The sequence below is a fragment of the Streptomyces sp. NPDC020489 genome (assembly GCF_044386545.1).
In the GTDB taxonomy this organism is placed as follows: Bacteria; Actinomycetota; Actinomycetes; order Streptomycetales; family Streptomycetaceae; genus Streptomyces.
In genome coordinates, this window is sequence record NZ_JBIRUZ010000015.1 from 68,036 (window position 1) to 91,246 (window position 23,211).

General features: G+C 69.6%; 19 protein-coding genes. 3 read left to right on the plus strand and 16 right to left on the minus strand.

The genetic code is table 11. The annotated features are described in order from the left end of the window. Positions 1-91: 91 nt before the first annotated feature. Positions 92-1,033 (plus strand): M48 family metalloprotease, encoded by a 942-nt coding sequence (locus ACH41F_RS33245; RefSeq protein ID WP_391239837.1) that lies wholly within the window; start codon positions 92-94, stop codon positions 1,031-1,033. A gap of 35 nt (positions 1,034-1,068) precedes the next feature. On the opposite strand, the gene recQ is transcribed toward ACH41F_RS33245, so the two are convergent. Beyond that, on the minus strand, positions 1,069-3,099 hold the full coding sequence (recQ, locus tag ACH41F_RS33250; RefSeq protein ID WP_398838939.1) for a DNA helicase RecQ: 2,031 nt from the start codon (positions 3,097-3,099) through the stop codon (positions 1,069-1,071). A gap of 262 nt (positions 3,100-3,361) precedes the next feature. Between recQ and ACH41F_RS33255 the strand changes: the two genes are divergently transcribed. Beyond that, on the plus strand, positions 3,362-3,928 hold the full coding sequence (locus tag ACH41F_RS33255) for a hypothetical protein (protein ID WP_398838832.1): 567 nt from the start codon (positions 3,362-3,364) through the stop codon (positions 3,926-3,928). A 72-nt stretch (positions 3,929-4,000) separates the two neighbouring features. Here the strand turns inward: ACH41F_RS33255 and nuoN are convergent, their stop codons facing one another. Genes nuoN through ACH41F_RS33325 form a run of 14 tightly spaced genes read right to left on the minus strand, consistent with a single transcriptional unit; the run spans position 4,001 to position 20,147 of the window. After that, positions 4,001-5,650: an NADH-quinone oxidoreductase subunit NuoN gene (nuoN, locus tag ACH41F_RS33260; RefSeq protein ID WP_398838833.1), complete on the minus strand. Its 1,650-nt coding sequence runs from the start codon at positions 5,648-5,650 to the stop codon at positions 4,001-4,003. Continuing rightward, entirely contained in the window at positions 5,647-7,242 is a 1,596-nt protein-coding gene (locus ACH41F_RS33265; RefSeq protein ID WP_398838834.1) for an NADH-quinone oxidoreductase subunit M, read from the minus strand. Before ACH41F_RS33265 ends, nuoN begins: the two co-directional genes overlap by 4 nt. A 4-nt stretch (positions 7,243-7,246) precedes the next feature. Beyond that, positions 7,247-9,217 carry an NADH-quinone oxidoreductase subunit L gene (nuoL, locus tag ACH41F_RS33270; RefSeq protein ID WP_391239848.1) on the minus strand — a complete coding sequence of 657 codons (1,971 nt, stop codon included), beginning with the start codon at positions 9,215-9,217 and terminating at the stop codon, positions 7,247-7,249. A gap of 15 nt (positions 9,218-9,232) precedes the next feature. Beyond that, on the minus strand, positions 9,233-9,532 hold the full coding sequence (nuoK, locus tag ACH41F_RS33275; RefSeq protein WP_004927567.1) for an NADH-quinone oxidoreductase subunit NuoK: 300 nt from the start codon (positions 9,530-9,532) through the stop codon (positions 9,233-9,235). Further along, positions 9,529-10,377: an NADH-quinone oxidoreductase subunit J gene (locus ACH41F_RS33280; RefSeq protein WP_398838836.1), complete on the minus strand. Its 849-nt coding sequence runs from the start codon at positions 10,375-10,377 to the stop codon at positions 9,529-9,531. Before ACH41F_RS33280 ends, nuoK begins: the two co-directional genes overlap by 4 nt. After that, a complete protein-coding gene (gene nuoI, locus ACH41F_RS33285; RefSeq protein WP_391239853.1) occupies positions 10,374-11,024 on the minus strand; it encodes an NADH-quinone oxidoreductase subunit NuoI in 651 nt (216 codons plus the stop codon). Before nuoI ends, ACH41F_RS33280 begins: the two co-directional genes overlap by 4 nt. Then, a complete protein-coding gene (nuoH, locus tag ACH41F_RS33290; protein ID WP_391239856.1) occupies positions 11,017-12,372 on the minus strand; it encodes an NADH-quinone oxidoreductase subunit NuoH in 1,356 nt (451 codons plus the stop codon). Before nuoH ends, nuoI begins: the two co-directional genes overlap by 8 nt. Further along, the gene (locus tag ACH41F_RS33295; protein ID WP_398838839.1) at positions 12,369-14,873 is read right to left on the minus strand and encodes an NADH-quinone oxidoreductase subunit G; all 2,505 of its coding nucleotides are present in this window, start codon (positions 14,871-14,873) and stop codon (positions 12,369-12,371) included. Before ACH41F_RS33295 ends, nuoH begins: the two co-directional genes overlap by 4 nt. Next, positions 14,870-16,219, minus strand: a complete 1,350-nt coding sequence (gene nuoF / locus ACH41F_RS33300; protein ID WP_391239861.1) for an NADH-quinone oxidoreductase subunit NuoF — start codon at positions 16,217-16,219, stop codon at positions 14,870-14,872. Before nuoF ends, ACH41F_RS33295 begins: the two co-directional genes overlap by 4 nt. After that, positions 16,219-17,121: an NADH-quinone oxidoreductase subunit NuoE gene (gene nuoE, locus ACH41F_RS33305; protein WP_391239864.1), complete on the minus strand. Its 903-nt coding sequence runs from the start codon at positions 17,119-17,121 to the stop codon at positions 16,219-16,221. Before nuoE ends, nuoF begins: the two co-directional genes overlap by 1 nt. Further along, complete coding sequence (locus ACH41F_RS33310) at positions 17,118-18,482, minus strand: NADH-quinone oxidoreductase subunit D (RefSeq protein ID WP_391239867.1); 1,365 nt, start codon at positions 18,480-18,482, stop codon at positions 17,118-17,120. The genes nuoE and ACH41F_RS33310 overlap by 4 nt, the downstream gene beginning before the upstream one ends. Continuing rightward, positions 18,479-19,222, minus strand: a complete 744-nt coding sequence (locus ACH41F_RS33315) for an NADH-quinone oxidoreductase subunit C (protein WP_391239870.1) — start codon at positions 19,220-19,222, stop codon at positions 18,479-18,481. Before ACH41F_RS33315 ends, ACH41F_RS33310 begins: the two co-directional genes overlap by 4 nt. Further along, entirely contained in the window at positions 19,219-19,773 is a 555-nt protein-coding gene (locus ACH41F_RS33320) for an NADH-quinone oxidoreductase subunit B family protein (protein WP_003998928.1), read from the minus strand. The genes ACH41F_RS33315 and ACH41F_RS33320 overlap by 4 nt, the downstream gene beginning before the upstream one ends. A 14-nt stretch (positions 19,774-19,787) precedes the next feature. After that, entirely contained in the window at positions 19,788-20,147 is a 360-nt protein-coding gene (locus ACH41F_RS33325; RefSeq protein WP_007383963.1) for an NADH-quinone oxidoreductase subunit A, read from the minus strand. A 714-nt stretch (positions 20,148-20,861) separates the two neighbouring features. On the opposite strand from ACH41F_RS33325, the gene ACH41F_RS33330 reads away from it, so the two are divergent. Next, the gene (locus ACH41F_RS33330) at positions 20,862-21,689 is read left to right on the plus strand and encodes an NlpC/P60 family protein (protein ID WP_391239872.1); all 828 of its coding nucleotides are present in this window, start codon (positions 20,862-20,864) and stop codon (positions 21,687-21,689) included. A 211-nt stretch (positions 21,690-21,900) separates the two neighbouring features. On the opposite strand, the gene ACH41F_RS33335 is transcribed toward ACH41F_RS33330, so the two are convergent. Continuing rightward, complete coding sequence (locus ACH41F_RS33335) at positions 21,901-23,208, minus strand: geranylgeranyl reductase family protein (protein WP_391239875.1); 1,308 nt, start codon at positions 23,206-23,208, stop codon at positions 21,901-21,903. Positions 23,209-23,211: the final 3 nt, after the last annotated feature.

Sequence of the window (23,211 nt, forward strand, 5' to 3'; positions counted from 1 at the left end):
GCGACGTTGCGTGGCGTGGCATGGCACGTGGGCCACACCGCGCCGCCCCGCAGCCGCCTTTCCCTTCCGACCAGGATCCGGAGCCCGTGGGATGACGTTCTGCCTGCTCCTGTTGAGCGCCGTCGCGCTGGCGGCCGCCGTGCCGGCACCCCGTGCGCTGACCCGGGCGGCCTGGCCCGAACGGGAACCCGTCGTCGGCCTCTGGGTCTGGCAGTGCCTGGTCGCCACCGTACTGATGTGCTGCCTGACCGCGCTGGTCCTGGGCGCCGCCGCCGTCTTCCACACCGTCCGCGACCACGTCTTCGCCCCCGCCCCACCGGCGGTCACCGCGGCGTACGACCTGTCCGCGGCGCCCGCCTGGGCGACTGTGCTGACCCTGCTGCTGGCCTGCGGCGCCGCCTGGACGACGGCGATGCTCGGTCGAGAACTGGTGGAGGCCCGCCGGCGCCGCGGTCAGGCGCGAGCCCATCTGCGCGAGCGCGCCCCGGAACTGCCGGGCGGCCTGGAGAAGGCCGCGCGCGGTCCGCTGCTGGTGCTGGAGGACGAGTACCCGGACGCCTGGTGGATGCCGGGCCACCCGCCCCAGCTGGTGGTGACGACCGGCGCCCTGCACCGCCTCACCGACCCCCAGCTGGACGCGGTCCTCACCCACGAACGGGACCACGCCCGCGCCCACCACGACTGGCTGCTCCACCTGTCGACGGCCCTCGCCACCGGCTTCCCCCGCATCCCGCTCTTCGCCCACTTCTGCGACCAGACCCACCGCCTGGTGGAACTCGCCGCGGACGACACGGCCTCCCGTCGCTGCGGCCACCTGACCACGGCCCTGGCGCTGATCGAGCTGAACCAGCACCGCGGCGTCCTGTCCTGCGCCTCCAGCCACCGCCTCCTCGGCGAACGCGTCGACCGCCTCCTGGACCCCCGCCCGCGCCTCCTGCGCCGACACCGCGCCCTCACCGCGACGGTGGCAGCACTGGTGCCGCTGCTGCCCCTGCTGATCGTCTTCGGCCCGGGCCTGACGGCACTGGCGTAACGGCCCGCTGAACCATGCTCGCCACCCCCGCCCGTCTACATCCAGTCGTCCTCCGGCTCAGGCTCCCGCTCCATCTCCGGCCAGTCGTCCGCGCCCGGATCCACGTCCCCCATGGCATTCCCCACCGCGTTCTCCACCGCGTCCCGGGTCCCTTCCGGTGCCGCTCCGGACGACGGCGGCGCCCCCAGGCCGTCGAGTACCTTCAGCACGCCCTCCCCGTACGTCACCAGCTTCTTCTCGCCCACCCCGTTCACCGTCCCGAGCTGGGCCACCGACGTCGGCCAGACCGAGACGATCTCCCTGAGCGTGGCGTCATGGAAGATCACGTACGCCGGGACGCCCTGCTCCCGCGCCTGCTCGGCCCGCCATGCCCGCAGCGCCTCGAAGGCCGGCAGCAGTGCCTCGGGCAGCTCGGCGACGGCGGCCTTGGCCTTGCCGCGCCCGGAGCCCGACGCACCGGAGCCGGACGTCCGCGAGGGCGCCGCCTTCTTCGGCTCCTTGCGCAGCGGCACGTCCCGCTCCCGGCGCAGCACCGCGCCGCTCGCCTCGGTCAGCACCAGCGTGCCGTACTCCCCCTCGACCGCGAGCAGCCCCTGCGCCAGCAACTGCCGTACGACGCCCCGCCATTCACCTTCGGACAGCTCCTCGCCGATGCCGAAGACCGACAGCTGGTCGTGGTCGAACTGGATGACCTTGCCGGTGCGCTTGCCGAGCAGGATGTCGACGATCTGCACCGCGCCGAACTTCTGCCCGCGCTCCCGCTGCAGCCGTACCACCGTCGACAGCACCTTCTGCGCGGCGACGGTGCCGTCCCAGGTCTCCGGCGGTGTGAGGCAGGTGTCGCAGTTTCCGCAGCCCGCCGGGTCCGGGTCCTGACCGAAGTAGTTGAGCAGCTGCCCGCGTCGGCACTCGGCCGTCTCGCACAGCGCCAGCATCGAGTCCAGGTGGGCGGCGGCCCGGCGGCGGAACGCCTCGTCGCCCTCGCTGGACTGGATCAGCTTGCGCTGCTGTATGACGTCGTTGAGGCCGTACGCCATCCAGGCCGTGGAAGGCAGCCCGTCCCGCCCGGCGCGGCCCGTCTCCTGGTAGTAGCCCTCCACCGACTTGGGCAGGTCGAGGTGGGCGACGAAACGGACGTCCGGCTTGTCGATGCCCATGCCGAAGGCGATGGTCGCGCACACGACCAGGCCCTCCTCGCGCAGGAACCGCGACTGGTGCTCCGCGCGCGTCCCCGCGTCCAGGCCCGCGTGGTACGGCACGGCCTCGATGCCGTTCGCGCTGAGGAACTCGGCGGTCTTCTCGACCGAGTTGCGTGACAGGCAGTAGACGATGCCCGCGTCGCCCTCGTGCTCCTGGCGCAGGAAGGTCAGCAGCTGCTTCTTGGGGTCCGCCTTGGGCACGATCCGGTACTGGATGTTGGGCCGGTCGAAGCTCGCCACGAAGTGCCGGGCCGTCGGCATGTTCAGCCGCTGGGTGATCTCCTGGTGCGTGGCGTGGGTGGCCGTCGCCGTCAGGGCGATCCGCGGGACGTCCGGCCAGCGCTCGCCGAGCAGGGAGAGGGAGAGGTAGTCGGGCCGGAAGTCGTGGCCCCACTGGGACACGCAGTGCGCCTCGTCGATCGCGAAGACCGAGATCTTGCCGCGGGAGAGGAGGTCCAGCGTGGACTCCAGCCGCAGCCGCTCCGGCGCCAGGTAGAGCAGGTCCAGCTCGCCCGCCAGGAACTCGGCCTCCACCACCCGCCGCTCGTCGAAGTCCTGCGTGGAATTCATGAACCCGGCGTTCACGCCGAGGGCCCGCAGCGCGTCCACCTGGTCCTGCATGAGCGCGATGAGCGGCGAGACCACGACGCCCGTGCCGGGTCTGACCAGGGCGGGGATCTGGTAGCACAGGGACTTGCCGCCACCGGTCGGCATGAGGACCACGGCGTCGCCGCCCGCGACCACATGCTCGATGACCGCTTCCTGCTCACCGCGGAAGGCCTCGTATCCGAAGACCCGGTGGAGCGTGGCCAGTGCCTCGCTCTCGGTTACCGCTGTCATTGCACCGATCCCGCCCGTCCCACCCATCGCCGTGTCCCCCGTCCGTCGCACCTCGACCACTGCGTCCACGATAGGCGTCCGCACCGACAGCGACGGAGTTATCCACAGGCCCACCCCGTCACCCCCTGCACTCACCGTGCACTCACGCTGTGCACTCACTCGAATGGTCCGCGTCACATGGAGGCCTGGTGGCCGCCGGGACATGCTGCGAGGGCGGGACGGGCAGGTCCCGCCCCCGCACACCGCGCCTGACCCGGTGCGCGCCTCTTCCGCTTCAAGGAGCCCCACCATGTCCTCTCGGCCCCTCAAGGCCGCCATCGCCGTGGCGGTAGCCGGAGCCTTCTCCCTGACCGCGTCGCCCGCGCATGCGGCGCCCGACCCCGCCACGGACGTCCAGGGGGACCTGACCACGGCATACGCCGACACCGCCGTCTACGCCTACGAGCCGTGGGCCTCGTCGGAGGGCGGTTACGTCCCCACCGACGTCTGCGTGCCCGAGACGGGCTACCGCTACGTCAACGAGAAGTACGTCGGCTCGCTCGATCCGGGCACGCCGGCGGCCCTGCTGTACGAGGGCGGGGCCGACCGGAGCGCCCGGCAGCTGGTCGGGGTGGAGTGGGTGGTCCCGGACACCGGCCAGAGCAAGGCACCGGAGCTGTTCGACACGCCATTCGAGAAGAACGGCGCGCTGAAGGCCTGGACGCTCCACGCGTGGCTCCACAAGGCCAACCCCAAGGGGACCTTCACCGCCTTCAACTCCGACGTGAAGTGCTCCACCACACCGGCGCCGCCCGCGGCCACCACGGTGCCCGACTGGGTGACCGATCTGGAGAACCTCGACTGGACGACCGGCTGAACCCCCGGCACGCGGCACGACGGCCCCGGTTCCCACCGAAGGGAACCGGGGCCGTCGTACGGGCGCCGCGGGTCAGCGCACGAAGACTCCCGCCTGGCCCGCGAGGTCCAGGAAGTACTGCGGCGCCACACCGAGCACCAGCGTGACCGCCACGCCGACCCCGATCGCCGTCATCGTCAGCGGCGACGGCACGGCGACCGTCGGCCCGTCCGGGCGCGGCTCGCTGAAGAACATCAGCACGATGACGCGGATGTAGAAGAACGCCGCGATCGCCGACGAGATCACACCGACCACGACCAGCGGTGTCGCCCCGCCCTCCGCCGCCGCCTTGAACACGGCGAACTTGCCCGCGAACCCGGAGGTCAGCGGGATGCCGGCGAAGGCCAGCAGGAACACCGCGAACACGGCGGCCACCAGCGGCGAACGCCGGCCCAGCCCGGCCCACTTGGACAGGTGCGTCGCCTCGCCCCCGGCGTCCCGTACGAGCGTGACCACCGCGAACGCGCCGATCGTCACGAACGAGTAGGCCGCCAGGTAGAAGAGGACGGACGACACCCCGTCCGGCGTGGTCGCGATGACGCCCGCGAGGATGAAGCCCGCGTGCGCGATCGACGAGTACGCCAGCAGCCGCTTGATGTCCGTCTGCGTGATCGCGACGATCGCACCGCCGAGCATGGTGACGATCGCGACGCCCCACATGACCGGCCGCCAGTCCCATCGCAGGCCCGGCAGCACGACGTACAGGAGGCGCAGCAGGGCGCCGAAGGCCGCGACCTTGGTCGCCGCCGCCATGAACCCGGTCACCGGCGTCGGCGCGCCCTGGTACACGTCCGGCGTCCACATGTGGAAGGGGACCGCGCCGACCTTGAACAGCAGGCCCATGACGATCATCGCGGCGCCGATCAGCAGCAGCGCGTCGTTGCCCATGGTGTCCGCGAGCGCCGGGTCGACGGTGGTGACGGTGCCGTCGACCACCTGCGCGATCGTCGCGTAGGACACCGAGCCCGCGTAGCCGTAGAGCAGCGCGATGCCGAAAAGGGTGAACGCGGAGGCGAACGCGCCGAGCAGGAAGTACTTGACCGCGGCCTCCTGCGACATGAGCCGCTTGCGGCGGGCCAGCGCGCACATCAGGTACAGCGGCAGCGAGAAGACCTCCAGCGCGATGAACAGCGTCAGCAGGTCGTTGGCCGCCGGGAAGACCAGCATGCCCGCGACGGCGAACAGCAGCAGCGGGAACACCTCGGTGGTGGTGAACCCGGCCTTCACCGCGGCCTTCTCGCTGTCGCTGCCCGGCACGGAGGCGGCCTGGGCGGCGAAGGAGTCGACCTGTTTGCCGTGTTCCACGGGGTCGAGGCGGCGTTCGGCGAAGGTGAACAGGCCGACCAGTCCGGCCAGCAGGATCGTGCCCTGGAGGAAGAGCGCCGGTCCGTCGACGGCGATCGCGCCCATGGCCGCGATGCCCGCCTTGGTGGTGGCGTACCCGTTCGTCGAGAGCGCGACGACCGCGGCGAAGGCCGAGATCAGCGCCACGGCGGACAGGAACACCTGGGCGTGGTACCGCTGCTTGCGCGGTACCGCCGCCTCGATCAGCACTCCGATGATCGCCGCTCCGACGACGATCAACGTGGGTGACAATTGTCCGTATTCGATCGTCGGCGTGTCGATCTTCGAGATCGGATCGGCCGCGGTTGTCCACAAGCTGTGGACGACTGTTGCGCTCACTTGGCCGCCTCCACCTCGGGCTGGGGGTCCTTCTTTTCGAGGTCCGACATGGTCTGCTTGACCGCCGGGTTGACGATGTCCGTCACGGGCTTCGGGTAGACGCCCAGGAAGATCAGCAGGACCACCAGCGGCGCGACCACCACCAGTTCCCGCACCCGCAGGTCGGGCATGGTCGCGACCTCGGGCTTCACCGGACCCGTCATCGTCCGCTGGTAGAGGACGAGGGTGTACAGCGCCGCGAGCACGATGCCGAAGGTGGCGATGATGCCGATCACCGGATAGTTCGCGAACGTGCCGACCAGGACCAGGAACTCACTCACGAACGGGGCGAGACCCGGCAGCGACAGGGTCGCCAGACCACCGATCAGGAAGGTGCCGGCGAGCACCGGGGCGACCTTCTGCACCCCGCCGTAGTCGGCGATGAGCCGCGACCCGCGCCGCGAGATCAGGAACCCGGCGACCAGCATCAACGCGGCCGTGGAAATGCCGTGGTTCACCATGTAGAGCGTCGCCCCGGACTGGCCCTCGCTGGTCATCGCGAAGATGCCCATGATGATGAAGCCGAAGTGCGAGATCGACGCGTACGCCACCAGCCGCTTGATGTCCCGCTGGCCGACCGCGAGCAGCGCCCCGTAGATGATGCTGATCACCGCGAGGACGAGGATCGCGGGCGTCGCCCACTTCGAGGCCTCCGGGAACAGCTGGAGGCAGAAGCGGAGCATCGCGAAGGTGCCGACCTTGTCGACGACCGCGGTGATGAGGACGGCGACCGGGGCGGTGGCCTCCCCCATCGCGTTGGGCAGCCAGGTGTGCAGCGGCCACAGCGGGGCCTTCACCGCGAAGGCGAAGAAGAACCCGAGGAACAGCCAGCGCTCGGTGTTCGTCGCCATGTCCAGCGAGCCGTTGGCCCGCGCCTCGGCGATCTCCTGGAGCGAGAAGCTCCCGGCGGCCACATGGAGGCCGATCACCGCGGCCAGCATGATCAGGCCGCCGGCGAGGTTGTAGAGGAGGAACTTCACCGCGGCGTACGACCGTTGCGTCGACGCCGTCTCCTCGCCGTGTTCGTGGGCCCGGTCCCCGAAGCCGCCGATGAGGAAGTACATCGGGATCAGCATGGCTTCGAAGAAGATGTAGAAGACAAAGACGTCCGTGGCCTCGAAGGAGATGATCACCATCGCCTCGACGGCCAGGATCAGGGCGAAGAAGCCCTGCGTCGGCCGCCACCGGCCCGCAGCGAAGCTGCTGAGAGACTCAGCGCCGGTCTCCAGCGGGTCGGCGTCGTGCCACCCCGCGAGGATGATGAACGGGATCAGCAGCGCGGTCAGCGCGACCAGCGCCACCCCGATGCCGTCCACGCCCAGCTCGTAGCGCACCCCGAAGTCCTTGATCCACCAGTGGGACTCGGTTAGCTGGTAGCGGTCGCCGTCCGGGTCGAAGCGGACCAGGACGATCGCCGCGAGCACGAGCGTGGCGAGCGAGACGAGCAGCGCGAGCCATTTGGCGGCGGTGCGTCGCGCGGCCGGTACGGCGGCCGTGGCGATCGCGCCGATCGCCGGGAGCGCCGCCGTCGCTGTCAGCAGAGGAAAGGACATCGGATCAGACCGCCCTCATCAGCAGGGTCGCGGCGATCAGCACTGCCGCACCGCCGAACATCGAGACCGCGTACGACCGCGCGTAGCCGTTCTGCAGCTTGCGGAGCCGTCCGGAGAGGCCGCCCATGGAGGCCGCCGTACCGTTGACCACCCCGTCGACCAGGGTGTGGTCGACGTACACCAGGGAGCGCGTGAGGTGCTCGCCGCCGCGGACCAGGACGACGTGGTTGAAGTCGTCCTGGAGCAGGTCGCGCCGGGCGGCCCGGGTGAGCAACGACCCGCGCGGGGCGACGACCGGGACGGGGCGGCGGCCGTACTGCGCCCAGGCGGTCGCGACGCCGATGACCATGACGGCCACCGTGGACGCCGTGACCGTGGCGGCGCTGATCGGCGCGTCGCCGTGGTCGTGCCCGGTGATGGGCTCCAGCCAGTGCAGGAACCGGTCACCGATGCTGAACAGGCCACCGGCGAAGACCGATCCGAAGGCCAGCACGATCATCGGGATCGTCATGGACCTCGGCGACTCGTGCGGGTGCGGCTCGGCGTGCTCGCCGTGGTGCTCGGCGGCGGGCTCGGCGCTCGGGGCCTGCGGGGACCGGGTCGGCTGGTTGCGCCAGCGCTCCTCGCCGAAGAACGTCATCAGCATCACGCGCGTCATGTAGTACGCCGTGATGGCCGCGCCGAGCAGGGCGCAGGCGCCGAGGATCCAGCCCTCGGTGCCGCCCTTGGCGAACGCCGCCTCGATGATCTTGTCCTTGGAGAAGAAGCCGGACAGACCCGGGAAGCCGATGATGGCGAGGTAGCCGAGGCCGAACGTCACGAACGTGACCGGCATGTACTTCCTCAGGCCGCCGTACTTCCGCATGTCGACCTCGTCGTTCATGCCGTGCATGACCGAACCGGCGCCGAGGAACAGCCCGGCCTTGAAGAAGCCGTGGGTCACCAGGTGCATGATCGCGAAGACGTAGCCGATGGGGCCGAGACCGGCGGCGAGGACCATGTAGCCGATCTGCGACATGGTCGAGCCCGCGAGGGCCTTCTTGATGTCGTCCTTCGCGCAACCGACGATCGCACCGAACAGGAGCGTGACGGCACCGACGATGGTGACGACGAGCTGGGCGTCCGGGGCGAGGTTGAAGATGTTGGCGGAGCGGACGATCAGGTAGACGCCCGCGGTCACCATCGTCGCCGCGTGGATGAGGGCCGAGACGGGGGTCGGGCCCTCCATCGCGTCCCCGAGCCAGGACTGCAGCGGCACCTGGGCGGACTTGCCGCAGGCGGCGAGCAGCAGCATCAGGGCGATGCCGGTCAGGGTGGCCTCGGAGGCGCCGGTGACGAGCCCGGGTTCTTCGTGGCTGCCGAGGACCGGGCCGAAGGCGAAGGTGCCGAACGTCGTGAACATCAGCATGATCGCGATCGACAGGCCCATGTCGCCGACGCGGTTGACCAGGAAGGCCTTCTTCGCGGCCGTCGCGGCGCTGGGCTTGTGCTGCCAGAAGCCGATCAGCAGGTAGGAGGCGAGACCGACGCCCTCCCAGCCGACGTACAGCAGCAGGTAGTTGTCGGCGAGGACGAGCAGCAGCATCGCCGCGAGGAACAGGTTCAGATAGCCGAAGAAGCGGCGGCGGCGCTCGTCGTGCTCCATGTACCCGATGGAGTACAGGTGGATCAGCGTGCCGACGCCGGTGATCAGCAGCACGAACGTCATCGACAGCTGGTCGAGGCGGAAGGCGATGTCCGCCTGGAAGCCCTCGACCGGCACCCAGCTGAACAGGTGCTGGGTGAGCGTGCGGTGCTCGGCGTCCTTGCCGAGCAGGTCGGCGAAGAGGACGGCGCCGACCACGAAGGAGGCGCCGGCGAGGATCGTGCCGATCCAGTGGCCGACGGCGTCCAGCCGCCGGCCGCCGGTCAGCAGGACCGCCGCTCCGAGCAGGGGCGCCGCGATGAGCAGCGCGATCAGGTTCTCAGCATTCATACGGTCCAGCGCCCCTTACAGCTTCATCAGGCTGGCGTCGTCGACCGAGGCCGAGTGGCGGGATCGGAACAGCGACACGATGATCGCGAGCCCGACCACGACCTCCGCGGCGGCGACGACCATCGTGAAGAAGGCGATGATCTGGCCGTCGAGGTTGCCGTGCATCCGGGAGAAGGCGACGAACGCGAGGTTGCAGGCGTTGAGCATGAGCTCCACGCACATGAACACCACGATCGCGTTGCGCCGGATCAGCACTCCGGTGGCACCGATCGTGAACAACAGGGCCGCGAGGTAGAGGTAGTTGACGGGGTTCACTTCGACGCCTCCTCGGCCCGCTTGAGGTTCGCCGGCGCCAGGTCGGTCCGCTCCAGACGGTCCTCCGCACGCTGTTCCAGCGCCCGCAGATCGTTGAGCGCCTCGGTGGAGACATCACGGATCTGGCCGCGGTCGCGCAGCGTCTTGTTGACGGTGAGCTCGGAGGGGGTGCCGTCGGGCAGCAGGCCCGCGACGTCCACGGCGTTGTGCCGGGCGTAGACACCGGGGGCGGGCAGCGGCGGCAGGTGCGTGCCCTCGCGGACCCGCTGCTCGGACAGTTCGCGCTGGGTCTTGGCGCGCTCGGTGCGCTCGCGGTGCGTGAGCACCATGGCGCCGACGGCGGCCGTGATCAGCAGGGCGCCGGTGATCTCGAAGGCGAACACGTACTTCGTGAAGATGAGGGCGGCGAGGCCCTCCACGTTGCCGTTCGCGTTGGCCTGCGCCAGGCCGTTGAACTCCGTCAGGGAGGCGTTGCCGATCCCGGCGACCAGCAGGACGCCGAATCCGAGCCCGCACAGCAGGGCCAGCCAGCGCTGGCCCTTGATGGTCTCCTTCAGGGAGTCCGCGGCCGTGACGCCGACGAGCATCACCACGAACAGGAACAGCATCATGATCGCGCCGGTGTAGACGACGATCTGCACGACACCGAGGAAGTAGGCGCCGTTGGCGAGGTAGAACACCGCCAGGATGATCATGGTGCCGGCGAGACAGAGCGCGCTGTGCACGGCCCGTCGCATGAAGACGGTGCACAGGGCGCCGATCACCGCGACGGTGCCGAGCACCCAGAACTGGAAGGCCTCGCCGGTGGAGGTGGAGTAGGCGGCGAGCTGAAGGGGGGCGCTCATCGGCCGATCACCTTCTCCGACGCCGGTTCGTCCGCCCCGAAGGTCGACTCGCCCTCCTGCACGGTCTCGCCCTTGGAGAGGGCCGGCTGCTGGACGGTGCCGGGCGCGGCCTCGGTGACCAGCCCCCGGTAGTAGTCCTGCTCGTCGGTCCCCGGGTAGATCGCGTGGGGACTGTCGACCATGCCCTCCTCCAGGCCGGCGAGGAGCTGCTCCTTGGTGTAGATGAGGTTGGCGCGGCTGGAGTCGGCGAGTTCGAACTCGTTGGTCATCGTCAGCGCGCGCGTGGGGCACGCCTCGATGCACAGGCCGCACAGGATGCAGCGGGCGTAGTTGATCTGGTAGACGCGGCCGTACCGCTCGCCCGGCGAGTAACGCTCCTCGTCCGTGTTGTCCGCGCCCTCCACGTAGATGGCGTCGGCGGGGCAGGCCCAGGCGCACAGCTCGCAGCCGACGCACTTCTCCAGGCCGTCCGGATGGCGGTTGAGCTGGTGCCGTCCGTGGAACCGCGGAGCGGTGGTCTTCTCCTGCTCCGGGTACTGCTCGGTCAGCCGCTTCTTGAACATGGCCTTGAAGGTCACACCGAAGCCGGCCACCGGGTTCTGGAATCCGGGCGTCGTCTGCCCGGCCTCCTTGGGCTCCTCAGCCATCGGACGCCTCCTTTCCATCCAGAGATCCGTCACTGTGAGTATCGGGCCCACCACTGACAATCAGCTCCCGCTCCCGGCGCGGGCGGCGCCTGGGCACGGGCGGCAACTCCTGTCCGGGCAGCGGCGGTACGGGGAATCCACCGGCCATCGGGTCGAAGGCGACGACCGGGGCGGGTTCGTCCTTCGGCTTGCCGCGGAACATGTCGGCGACGAAGGAGAGCAGCAGCAGCGCCACGACACCGCCGCCGACGTAGAGCGCGATGTCGGCGAAGTCGTAGTTCTCGTTGCGCAGGGTCCGCACGGTCGCGACGAGCATCAGCCACACCACGGAGACCGGGATGAGGACCTTCCAGCCGAGCTTCATCAGCTGGTCGTAGCGGACCCGTGGGAGCGAGGCGCGCACCCAGATGAACAGGAACAGGAACGCCTGGACCTTGAGGAAGAACCAGAGCATCGGCCACCAGCCGTGGTTCGCGCCCTCCCAGAAGGTGCTGATCGGCCAGGGCGCCCGCCACCCGCCGAGGAAGAGCGTGGTCGCCACCGCCGAGACAGTGATCATGTTCGCGTACTCGGCGAGCATGAACAGCGCGAACTTGATGGACGTGTACTCGGTGTTGAAGCCGCCGACCAGGTCGCCCTCGGACTCCGGCATGTCGAAGGGGGCGCGGTTGGTCTCGCCGATCATCGTGACGATGTAGAGGATGAACGAGACCGGCAGCAGCAGCACGTACCAGCGGTCCTGCTGCTGTTCGACGATCGCGGATGTCGACATCGACCCCGAGTAGAGGAAGACGGAGGCGAACGCCGCGCCCATGGCGATCTCGTAGGAGATCATCTGGGCGCAGGAGCGCAGACCGCCGAGCAGCGGGTACGTCGAGCCGGAGCTCCAGCCCGCGAGGACGATGCCGTAGATGCCGACGGAGGCGGTCGCGAGGATGAAGAGCATCGCGATCGGCAGGTCGGTGAGCTGCATCGTGGTGCGCTCACCGAAGATCGAGACCTCGTTTCCGGCCGGGCCGAACGGGATCACCGCGATCGCCATGAAGGCCGGGACCGTCATGATGATCGGCGCGAGGACGTAGACCACCTTGTCGGCTCGCTTGACGACGAGGTCTTCCTTGAGCATCAGCTTCACACCGTCGGCGAGCGACTGGAGCATGCCCCAGGGGCCGTTGCGGTTGGGGCCGATACGCAGCTGCATCCAGGCGACGACCTTGCGTTCCCAGACGATGGCCAGCAGCACGGACAGCACCACGAAGGCGAAGCAGAACACCGCCTTCAGGACGACCAGCCACCAGACGTCGCGGCCGAACATCGAGAGGTCTTCAGCGGCGAGGTACGGGCTCATGCCTCCACCTCCTTGGGGGCTTCGGCGGCGAGGGTCGCCGGGCCGATGCGGACGAGTGAGCCGGGCGCCACACCGGTGTCGGAGGCGACACCCCCGCCCGCGGAGTTCAGCGGGAGCCAGACCACGCGGTCGGGCATCTCGGTGATCCGGAGCGGGAGTTCGACGGTTCCGGCCGGTCCGGTCACGGCGAGCACGTCGCCGTCCTTGACCCCGACCTCGGCGGCGGTGGGAGCCGACACGCGCGCGTGGGCCGCGTGTCGCGTCCCGGCGAGCGCCTCGTCACCCTCCTGGAGGCGGCCCTGGTCGAGCAGCAGCCGGTGCCCGGCCAGTACGGCCTCCCCGGCGGCCGGCCGCGGCAACTGGGCCGCCCTCTCCAGGGGGTCCGTGGCCCGGGAACCGTCCCAGGCGCCGAGCCGGTCGATCTCGCCGCGCACGGTACGCAGGTCCGGCAGCCCCAGGTGGACGTCCATGGCGTCGGCCAGCATCTGCAGCACGCGCGCGTCGGTGGGCGCGAGGCGGCGGGTCATCTGGTCGGGCTTGAGGGCGGCCTCGAAGAAGCGCACCCGGCCTTCCCAGTTGAGGAAGGTGCCCGCCTTCTCGGCGACCGCGGCGACCGGCAGCACCACGTCCGCGTGCGCGGTGACCTCGCTGGGCCGCAGCTCCAGCGAGACCAGGAAGCCGACCTCGGTCAGGGCCTCACGCGCGCGTGCCGGGTCGGGCAGGTCGGCGATCTCGACGCCCGCGACGACCAGCGCCCGCAGCTCGCCGGTGGCGGCGGCCTCGACGATCTGGGTGGTGTCCCGGCCGTAGCGGTGCGGGAGTTCGGCGACGCCCCAGGCGCTCGCGACCTCCTCACGCGCGCGCGGGTCGGTGGCCGGACGTCCGCCCGGCAGCAGCGAGGGCAGCGCGCCCGCCTCGACGGCACCGCGCTCCCCCGCCCGGCGCGGGATCCACACCAGCTGCGCGCCGGTCGCGGCGGCGGCCCGTACCGCGGCGGTCAGTCCACCGGCCACGGCCGCCAGCCGCTCGCCGACGGCGATCACCGCGCCCTGCGCGCGCAGCGCCTCCGCGGCCAGGGCGCCGTCCGACTCCAGGCCGACTCCGGCCGCGAGCGCGTCCAGCCACTCGGTCTCGGTGCCGGGGGCCGCCGGCAGCAGCGTGCCGCCGGCCTTCTCCAGACCGCGCGTGGCGTGCGTGGCGAGCGAGAACACCTTCTGCCCGTGCTTGCGCCAGGCCTTGCGCAGCCGCAGGAAGACGCCGGGCGCCTCCTCCTCGGCCTCGAACCCGACCAGCAGGACGGCGGGCGCCTGCTCCAGGGTGGTGTAGGTGACGCCGCTGCCGTCGAGGTCACGGCCGCGTCCGGCGATCCGCGCGGCGAGGAAGTCGGCCTCCTCGCCACTGTGCACGCGCGCGCGGAAGTCGATGTCGTTGGTGTCGAGGGCCACGCGCGCGAACTTGCTGTACGCGTAGGCGTCCTCGATGGTGAGCCGGCCGCCCGTGAGGACTCCGGTCCGGCCGCGCGAGGCGAGCAGCCCCTGGGCGGCGATCTGGAGGGCCTCCGGCCAGGACGCGGGCTCCAGGACGCCTTCGGCGTTGCGCACCAGGGGCGTCTCCAGCCGGTCGCGCTGCTGCGCGTACCGGAAGGCGAAGCGGCCCTTGTCGCAGATCCACTCCTCGTTGACCTCGGGGTCGTTGGCCGCGAGCTTGCGCATGACCTTGCCGCGCCGGTGGTCGGTGCGGGTGGCGCAGCCGCCGGAGCAGTGCTCGCACACGCTCGGGGAGGACACCAGGTCGAAGGGGCGGGAGCGGAAGCGGTAGGCCGCCGAGGTCAGCGCGCCGACCGGACAGATCTGGATCGTGTTGCCGGAGAAGTACGACTCGAAGGGGTCGCCCTCGCCGGTGCCGACCTGCTGGAGGGCGCCCCGCTCGATCAGCTCGATCATCGGGTCGCCCGCGACCTGGTTGGAGAAGCGGGTGCAGCGGGCGCACAGCACGCACCGCTCGCGGTCGAGCAGCACCTGGGTGGAGATGGGGACGGGCTTCTCGTAGGTCCGCTTCTTGCCCTCGAAGCGGGACTCGGCCTGGCCGTGGGACATGGCCTGGTTCTGGAGGGGACACTCGCCGCCCTTGTCACAGACCGGGCAGTCCAGCGGGTGGTTGATGAGCAGGAGCTCCATCACACCGTGCTGCGCCTTCTCGGCGACCGGCGAGGTCAGGTGGGTCTTCACCACCATGCCGTCGGTGCAGGTGATGGTGCAGGAGGCCATCGGCTTGCGCTGGCCCTCGACCTCGACGATGCACTGCCGGCAGGCGCCGGCCGGGTCGAGCAGGGGGTGGTCGCAGAAGCGGGGGATCTCGATGCCGAGCTGTTCGGCGGCGCGGATGACCAGGGTGCCCTTGGGCACGCTGATCTCGGCGCCGTCGATCGTCAGCGAGACGAGATCCTCCGGCGGGACCGCCGCCTCTCCCCCACCGGAGGGAGCGTTGGTGGTCACGGTCATGCGTTCACCTCCGTGCGGGAGTCGGCCCAGACCGTGGACTTGGCCGGGTCGAAGGGGCAGCCACGGCCCGTGATGTGCTGCTCGTACTCCTCGCGGAAGTACTTGAGCGAGGAGAAGATCGGCGAGGCGGCGCCGTCGCCGAGGGCGCAGAAGGACTTGCCGTTGATGTTGTCGGCGATGTCGTTCAGCTTGTCGAGGTCGGACATGACGCCCTTGCCGGCCTCGATGTCGCGCAGCAACTGCACGAGCCAGTACGTGCCTTCACGGCAGGGGGTGCACTTGCCGCAGGACTCGTGGGCGTAGAACTCGGTCCAGCGGGTGACGGCACGGACCACGCAGGTCGTCTCGTCGAAGCACTGAAGGGCCTTGGTGCCGAGCATGGAGCCGGCGGCGCCGACGCCCTCGTAGTCGAGGGGGACGTCGAGGTGCTCGTCGGTGAACATCGGCGTGGAGGAGCCGCCCGGCGTCCAGAACTTCAGCCGGTGCCCGGGGCGCATCCCGCCGCTCATCTCCAGCAGCTGGCGGAGCGTGATGCCGAGCGGGGCCTCGAACTGGCCGGGATTGGCGACATGGCCGCTGAGCGAATAGAGCGTGAAGCCCGGGGACTTCTCGCTGCCCATCGACCTGAACCAGTCTTTTCCTTTGTTCAGGATCGCGGGAACCGACGCGATCGACTCCACGTTGTTTACAACAGTCGGGCAGGCATAGAGACCTGCGACCGCAGGGAAAGGGGGACGGAGCCGCGGTTGACCACGGCGGCCTTCGAGCGAGTCGAGCAGTGCGGTCTCCTCACCGCAGATGTACGCGCCCGCGCCGGCGTGCACGGTGAGTTCCAGGTCGAGTCCGCTGCCCAGGATGTTCTCGCCGAGGTAGCCCGCCGCATAGGCCTCGCGCACGGCCTCGTGCAACCGCCGCAACACGGGGACGACTTCACCCCGCAGATAGATGAAGGCATGCGAAGACCTGATGGCGTAACACGCGATGACAATGCCCTCGATGAGGCTGTGCGGGTTCGCGAAGAGGAGCGGGATGTCCTTGCAGGTTCCCGGCTCCGACTCGTCGGCGTTGACAACTAGATAGTGCGGCTTTCCATCACCCTGGGGAATGAACTGCCATTTCATTCCGGTGGGGAATCCCGCGCCGCCACGGCCGCGCAGACCGGAGTCCTTGACGTACGCGATCAGGTCGTCCGGTGACATCGCGAGCGCCTTGCGGAGCCCCTCGTACCCTTCGTGCCTTCGGTAGACGTCCAGCGACCAGGACCTGTCCTCGTCCCAGAAGGCCGACAGCACGGGTGCGAGCAGCTTTTCGGGGCTGGTGTCTTTCAGCTCGGGTGCCAAGGTCATCACTCCCCCTCCTCGGCGGCGGGCCCTGCCGGGTGGGCGGGGTCGGAGGCCGACGTGTCGTGCGGTGCGTCGTGGGAGCTCAAGTGCTCGCTCGGCGAGGGCTCGTGCACGCCCCTGCCCTGTGCCGCGCGGTCCTGTGCCGCCCGGTCCTGCGGCTCGTCGTGCGGGCCGCCGTCCCGCGGATGGACCACGCGCGCGGGTGCGGTCTCTCCCCTGGCCAGGCGGAGGCCCACCAGTGACGCGGGTCCCGCTCCGCCGCTCGCCTCGACGGCCCCTGGCCGCTCGTCGGGGAAGCCGGCGAGGATCCGCGCGGTCTCCTTGAAGGTGCACAGCGGCGCCCCGCGCGTGGGCTCCACGGTCCGGCCCGCGCGCAGGTCGTCGACGAGGCGCTTGGCGCTCGTCGGGGTCTGGTTGTCGAAGAACTCCCAGTTCACCATCACGACCGGCGCGAAGTCGCAGGCTGCGTTGCACTCGATGTGTTCCAGCGTGACCTTGCCGTCCTCGGTGGTCTCGCCGTTGCCGACGCCGAGGTGCTCCTGGAGCTCCTCGAAGATCGCGTCGCCGCCCATCACCGCGCAGAGCGTGTTGGTGCACACACCCACCTGGTAGTCACCGCTCGGCCGGCGCCGGTACATGGTGTAGAAGGTGGCGACCGCGGTGACCTCGGCGGTGGTCAGCCCCAGCACGTCCGCGCAGAACTGCATTCCGGTGCGCGTGACATGGCCCTCCTCCGACTGCACCAGGTGCAGCAACGGCAGGAGTGCGGACCGGGAGTCGGGGTAGCGCGCGATGACCTCGCGCGCGTCCGCCTCGAGCCGGGCCCGGACGTCGTCCGGGTAGGCGGGTGCGGGCAGTTCGGGCATGCCCAGGCTGACGCCCCGCTCGGAAGAAGAGGTGGTCACCGGTCGACGCCTCCCATCACGGGGTCGATGGACGCGACAGCGACGATGACGTCGGCGACCTGGCCGCCCTCGCACATCGCCGCCATGGCCTGAAGGTTGGTGAAGGACGGGTCACGGAAGTGGACCCGGTAGGGGCGGGTGCCGCCGTCGGACACGGCGTGCACCCCGAGTTCGCCCTTGGGCGACTCGACGGCCGCGTACGCCTGTCCCGGCGGTACCCGGAAGCCCTCGGTGACCAGCTTGAAGTGGTGGATCAGGGCCTCCATGGAGGTGCCCATGATCTTCTTGATGTGGTCGAGGGAGTTGCCCAGGCCGTCGGGACCGAGGGCGAGCTGGGCGGGCCAGGCGATCTTCTTGTCGCCGACCATGACCGGACCGGGCTGGAGCCGGTCCAGGCACTGCTCGACGATGTGCAGCGACTGGCGCATCTCCTCCAGCCGGATCAGGAAGCGGCCGTAGGAGTCGCAGGTGTCGACGGTCGGGACCTCGAAGTCGTAGGTCTCGTAGTCGCAGTACGGCTGCGCCTTGCGCAGGTCGTGCGGCAGGCCGGCCGAGCGCAGGATGGGGCCGGTGGCGCCGAGGGCCATGCAGCCCGCCAGGTCCAGGTAGCCGATGTCCTGCATACGGGCCTTGAAGATGGGGTTCCCGGTGGCGAGCTTGTCGTACTCCGGGAGGTTCTTCTTCATCTTCTTCACGAACTCGCGGATGTGGTCCACCGCGCCGGGCGGCAGGTCCTGGGCGAGTCCGCCGGGGCGGATGTACGCGTGGTTCATCCGCAGGCCCGTGATGAGCTCGTAGATGTCGAGAATCATTTCACGATCACGGAATCCGTAGATCATGATCGTGGTGGCGCCCAGTTCCATGCCGCCGGTGGCGATGCACACCAGGTGCGAGGAGAGCCGGTTCAGCTCCATCAGGAGCACCCGGATGATCTTGGCGCGCTCGGTGATCTGGTCCTCGATGCCGAGGAGCTTCTCGACGGCGAGACAGTAGGCCGTCTCGTTGAAGAAGGACGTCAGGTAGTCCATGCGCGTCACGAACGTGGTGCCCTGCGTCCACGTGCGGAACTCGAGGTTCTTCTCGATGCCCGTGTGCAGGTAGCCGATGCCGCAGCGGGCCTCGGTGACCGTCTCGCCCTCGATCTCCAGGATCAGGCGGAGCACGCCGTGGGTGGAGGGGTGCTGCGGGCCCATGTTGACGACGATGCGCTCGTCGTCGGCGCGGGCCGCGGACTGGACGACCTCGTCCCAGTCGCCACCGGTGACCGTGTAGACGGCGCCCTCGGTGGTCTCGCGCGCGGCAGCTGCCGCGGCGGCCGCAGCGGCCGAGGCGTTCGAGGCTGATGCGTGGGAAGTGCTCACGAGTACGACCTCCGCTGGTCCGGAGCCGGGATCTGGGCGCCCTTGTACTCGACGGGGATGCCGCCGAGGGGGTAGTCCTTGCGCTGCGGATGGCCCGGCCAGTCGTCGGGCATCATGATCCGCGTCAGTGCCGGGTGACCGTCGAAGACGATCCCGAAGAAGTCGTAGGTCTCGCGCTCGTGCCAGTCGTTGGTCGGGTACACCGAGACCAGGGACGGGATCTTCGGGTCGGCGTCCGGGGCGCTGACCTCCAGGCGGATCAGCCGGTTGTGGGTGAGCGAGCGCAGGTGGTAGACGGCGTGCAGCTCGCGGCCCTTGTCGTGCGGGTAGTGGACGCCGCTGACGCCGGTGCACAGCTCGAAGCGCAGGGCGGGGTCGTCGCGCAGGGTCTGTGCGACGCGCAGCAGGTGCTCGCGCTCGATGTGGAAGGTGAGCTCGCCGCGGTCGACGACCGTCTTCTCGATGGCGTTGTCGGGGAGCAGTCCCTGTTCCTCCAGGGCGCCTTCCAGCTCGTCGGCGACCTCGTCGAACCAGCCGCCGTAGGGGCGGGCGGCGGGGCCGGGGAGCCGGACCGAGCGGACCAGGCCGCCGTAGCCGGAGGTGTCGCCGCCGTTGTTCGCGCCGAACATGCCGCGCTGGACGCGGATCTCCTCACCTCCCTCGCCGCGCTGGCCGGGGAGGTTGGAGCCGCTCAGCTCCTGCTCCGGGTTGGCTCCGTTGGTGCCGTTCGCGTCGCTCACCGCAGCAGCCCCTTCATCTCGATCGTGGGCAGGGCCTTGAGCGCCGCTTCCTCAGCCTCGCGGGCGGCCTCCTCGGCGTTCACGCCGAGCTTGGAGGTCTGGATCTTCTGGTGGAGCTTGAGGATGGCGTCCATGAGCATCTCGGGCCGCGGCGGGCAGCCCGGGAGGTAGATGTCGACCGGGACGATGTGGTCGACGCCCTGCACGATCGCGTAGTTGTTGAACATGCCGCCCGAGGAGGCGCAGACCCCCATGGAGATGACCCACTTGGGGTTCGGCATCTGGTCGTAGACCTGCCGGAGCACCGGGGCCATCTTCTGGCTGACCCGGCCGGCGACGATCATGAGGTCGGCCTGGCGGGGTGAGCCGCGGAAGACCTCCATGCCGAAGCGGGCCAGGTCGTAGCGTCCGGCGCCGGTGGTCATCATCTCGATGGCGCAGCAGGCGAGGCCGAAGGTGGCCGGGAAGACGGACGCCTTGCGTACCCAGCCCGCGGCCTGCTCGACGGTGGTCAGCAGGAAGCCGCTCGGCAGCTTTTCTTCGAGTCCCATGAGTTAAAGGCCCCTCAGTCCCATTCCAGGCCGCCGCGCCGCCACACGTACGCGTACGCGACGAAGACGGTGAGCACGAAGAGCAGCATCTCCACGAGCCCGAAAACACCCAGGGCGTCGAAGGTGACGGCCCAGGGGTAGAGGAAGACGATCTCGATGTCGAAGACGATGAAGAGCATCGCCGTCAGGTAGTACTTGATGGGGAAGCGCCCGCCGCCGGCCGGCGTGGGGGTCGGCTCGATCCCGCACTCGTAGGCCTCGAGCTTGGCTCGGTTGTACCGCTTTGGTCCGATCAGCGTGGCCATGACCACGGAGAAGATCGCAAAGCCTGCCCCGAGGGCTCCCAGTACGAGGATGGGCGCATACGCGTTCACCGCTCCTCGCTCCTCTCAGTCGGCACTGACTGCTGGCGATGGCATCGGGTTCACTTCCGCCTCACGCGTCTCGCAAGTCCCGCCTGTCCCGGCGAAGATCGCGAACATGTGAAGCAGGTCACAAGCCCAACTGACCCGCATCTTATGCCCGCCGGTCTGTGATCTGCGACACGGGGTATTGCACAAGCTTTGTGATCTCCACCACCTGACGAAGGATCATGAAGTCGGATGAGCGGTGATCTTCACACGCGAAGCGTCCGAGTGATCACCAGAGGTGACATTTTGGCTCGTCGGCGCACGTGGGAGCGGGCGTCTCCATATCAAGACAATTCTCTTGCATGCAAATTGGCGTTGGACGCGACGGCTTGGTAGTGCGCGGCGTTCACACATCAGAAGGAGTCGCGAGGCGCGATGTGGACGCGTGCACGCGTTCACGAGCGAGCGAGGGCGAGAGGTGCGCGCGGGACGCAGCCGCCGCTGTAACCGTTGCGTGACCTCTGCCACATTGATGAGAGGTCCGTGAGAACCGGGGTTGGCCACTTGTCCCAACCGGTGGTAGGCGCGGGGCAATTCGGACGTAACCACGAAAGCGCATGATCACAGCCGTGGAGGGCCCCGTCCGCAATGTCCGTTACGGCGTCAATAAAGAAAGCCATGAGGGGTAATTGGGGCGTCGGTTGAACAACTGTGGCGCACCACACGTTTCTTGAAGGTATGGAGGAGCCCCTGATACCGGTTGTTCTCATGTCCCACACCGCTCACATACGCAGCCACCGGAAGCCCCGCCGCAGCGCGACGACATCGCTCGCCGTGCGCGCCGGAGTTGCCGGTGGCGTTCTCAGCATGGCAGCGGCGGGCGCGTCGGCCTCGGCGAGCGCCGCCGAGACCACGCAGACCCTCGAACTGCCCACGCTCACGGCCGACCTGGCCGCCCAGGTCGCCGAGTCCGCGGACGCCACCCAGCAGGCTGCCGCGAACTACGAGCTTCAGGCCGAGCGTGACGCCGCCGCCGCGGCCGCCGCCAAGGAGGCCAAGAAGGACCTGCTGGAGGCGAAGAAGAAGGCCGAGGCCAAGAAGAAGGCCGAGGAGGCCCGTAAGGCCGCCGCTGAGGCCGCCGCCTCGCGTTCCTCGGAGCGGACCACCCTCTCCGCCACCACGACCACCACGACCGCCTCGGCGCCCGCCAGCGGCTCCGTGGGGACCGTCATCGCCTTCCTCAAGGCGCAGGTGGGCGACGCCTACGTCATGGGCGCCACCGGCCCGAACGCGTGGGACTGTTCGAGCCTGGTCCAGGCGGCGTTCAAGCAGGTCGGTGTCGACCTGCCGCGGGTCTCCCAGGACCAGTCGATGCAGGGCACCGACATCCCGCTGTCGCAGATCCAGGTCGGCGACATCCTCTACTGGGGCGGCAAGGGTTCCGCCTACCACGTGGGTGTCTACATCGGTGGCGGCCAGTACCTGGACGCGGCCAACCCGTCCAAGGGCGTCGTCATCCAGGACCTGTCGGGCTACCCGGCCTCGGGTGCCGTGCGCGTACTCTGACGGGACCGCACCACAGACGCACACGCGTACGGAACGTCGTAAGGGCCGCAGCCGCTCGGGGGCAGCGGCCCTTCCGCGTGCCCTGAGCGTGGCCGACGTGCAGGCGGCGGCCCGGCGGGACGAGGTCCTCGTCCCGCCGGGCCGCCGACATCGAGAAGCGGAAGGCCTAGTTCATCTCAGGCGCAGGCGCAGGCGCGGGCCTTCCCCCCGCTCACGCGCGCGGGGCCACCTTGCTCAGCCCGTTGATGATCCGGTCCATCGCGTCGCCGCCCGTCGGGTCGGTGAGGTTGGCGAGCATCTTCAGGGTGAACTTCATGAGCAGGGGGTGGGTGAGACCGCGCTGAGCCGCGATCTTCATGACCTTCGGGTTGCCGATGAGCTTCACGAAGGCGCGGCCCAGCGTGTAGTAGCCGCCGTAGGTGTCCTTGAGGATCTGCGGGTAGCGCTGGAGGGCGATCTCCCGCTGGGCCGGCGTGGCCCGCGCATGGGCCTGGACGATGACGTCGGCGGCGATCTGGCCGGACTCCATGGCGTAGGCGATGCCCTCGCCGTTGAAGGGGTTCACCATGCCGCCCGCGTCACCGACCAGGAGCAGGCCCTTGGTGTAGTGCGGCTGGCGGTTGAAGGCCATCGGCAGGGCGGCGCCGCGGATCGGGCCCGTCATGTGTTCGGGGGTGTAGCCCCACTCCTCGGGCATCGACGCGCACCAGGCCTTGAGCACCTCGCGCCAGTCGAGCTCCTTGAAGGAGTCGGAGGTGTTCAGCACGCCGAGGCCCACGTTGGAGGTGCCGTCGCCCATGCCGAAGATCCAGCCGTAGCCCGGCAGCAGCCGGGGCTCGGGGCCACGGCGGTCCCACAGCTCCAGCCAGGACTCCAGGTAGTCGTCCTCGTGGCGCGGCGACTCGAAGTACGTGCGGACGGCGACGCCCATCGGGCGGTCCTCGCGGCGGTGCAGGCCCATCGCCAGGGACAGCCGGGTGGAGTTGCCGTCGGCGGCGACCACCAGGGGCGCGTGGAAGGCGACCTCCCGCTTGTCCTCCCCCAGCTTGGCGTGCACGCCGGTGATCCGGCCGGTGCGGTCGTCGACGATGGGCGCGCCGACGTTGCAGCGCTCGTACAGTCGCGCGCCCGCCTTCTGGGCCTGGCGGGCGAGTTGCTCGTCGAAGTCGTCGCGCTTGCGGACGAGTCCGTAGTCGGGGTACGAGGCGAGCTCCGGCCAGTCCAGCTGGAGGCGGACGCCGCCGCCGATGATGCGCAGGCCCTTGTTGCGCAGCCAGCCGGCCTCCTCGGAGATGTCGATGCCCATGGCCACGAGCTGTTTCGTGGCGCGCGGGGTCAGGCCGTCGCCGCAGACCTTCTCGCGCGGGAACGCGGTCTTCTCCAGCAGGAGTACGTCTAGTCCGGCCTTGGCGAGGTAATACGCGGTCGTGGAGCCCGCCGGGCCCGCGCCGACGACGATCACATCGGCGGTGTTCTCGGAAAGGGCCTCGGAGACGGGCTCGGAGTGGGGCTCGGTCACAGC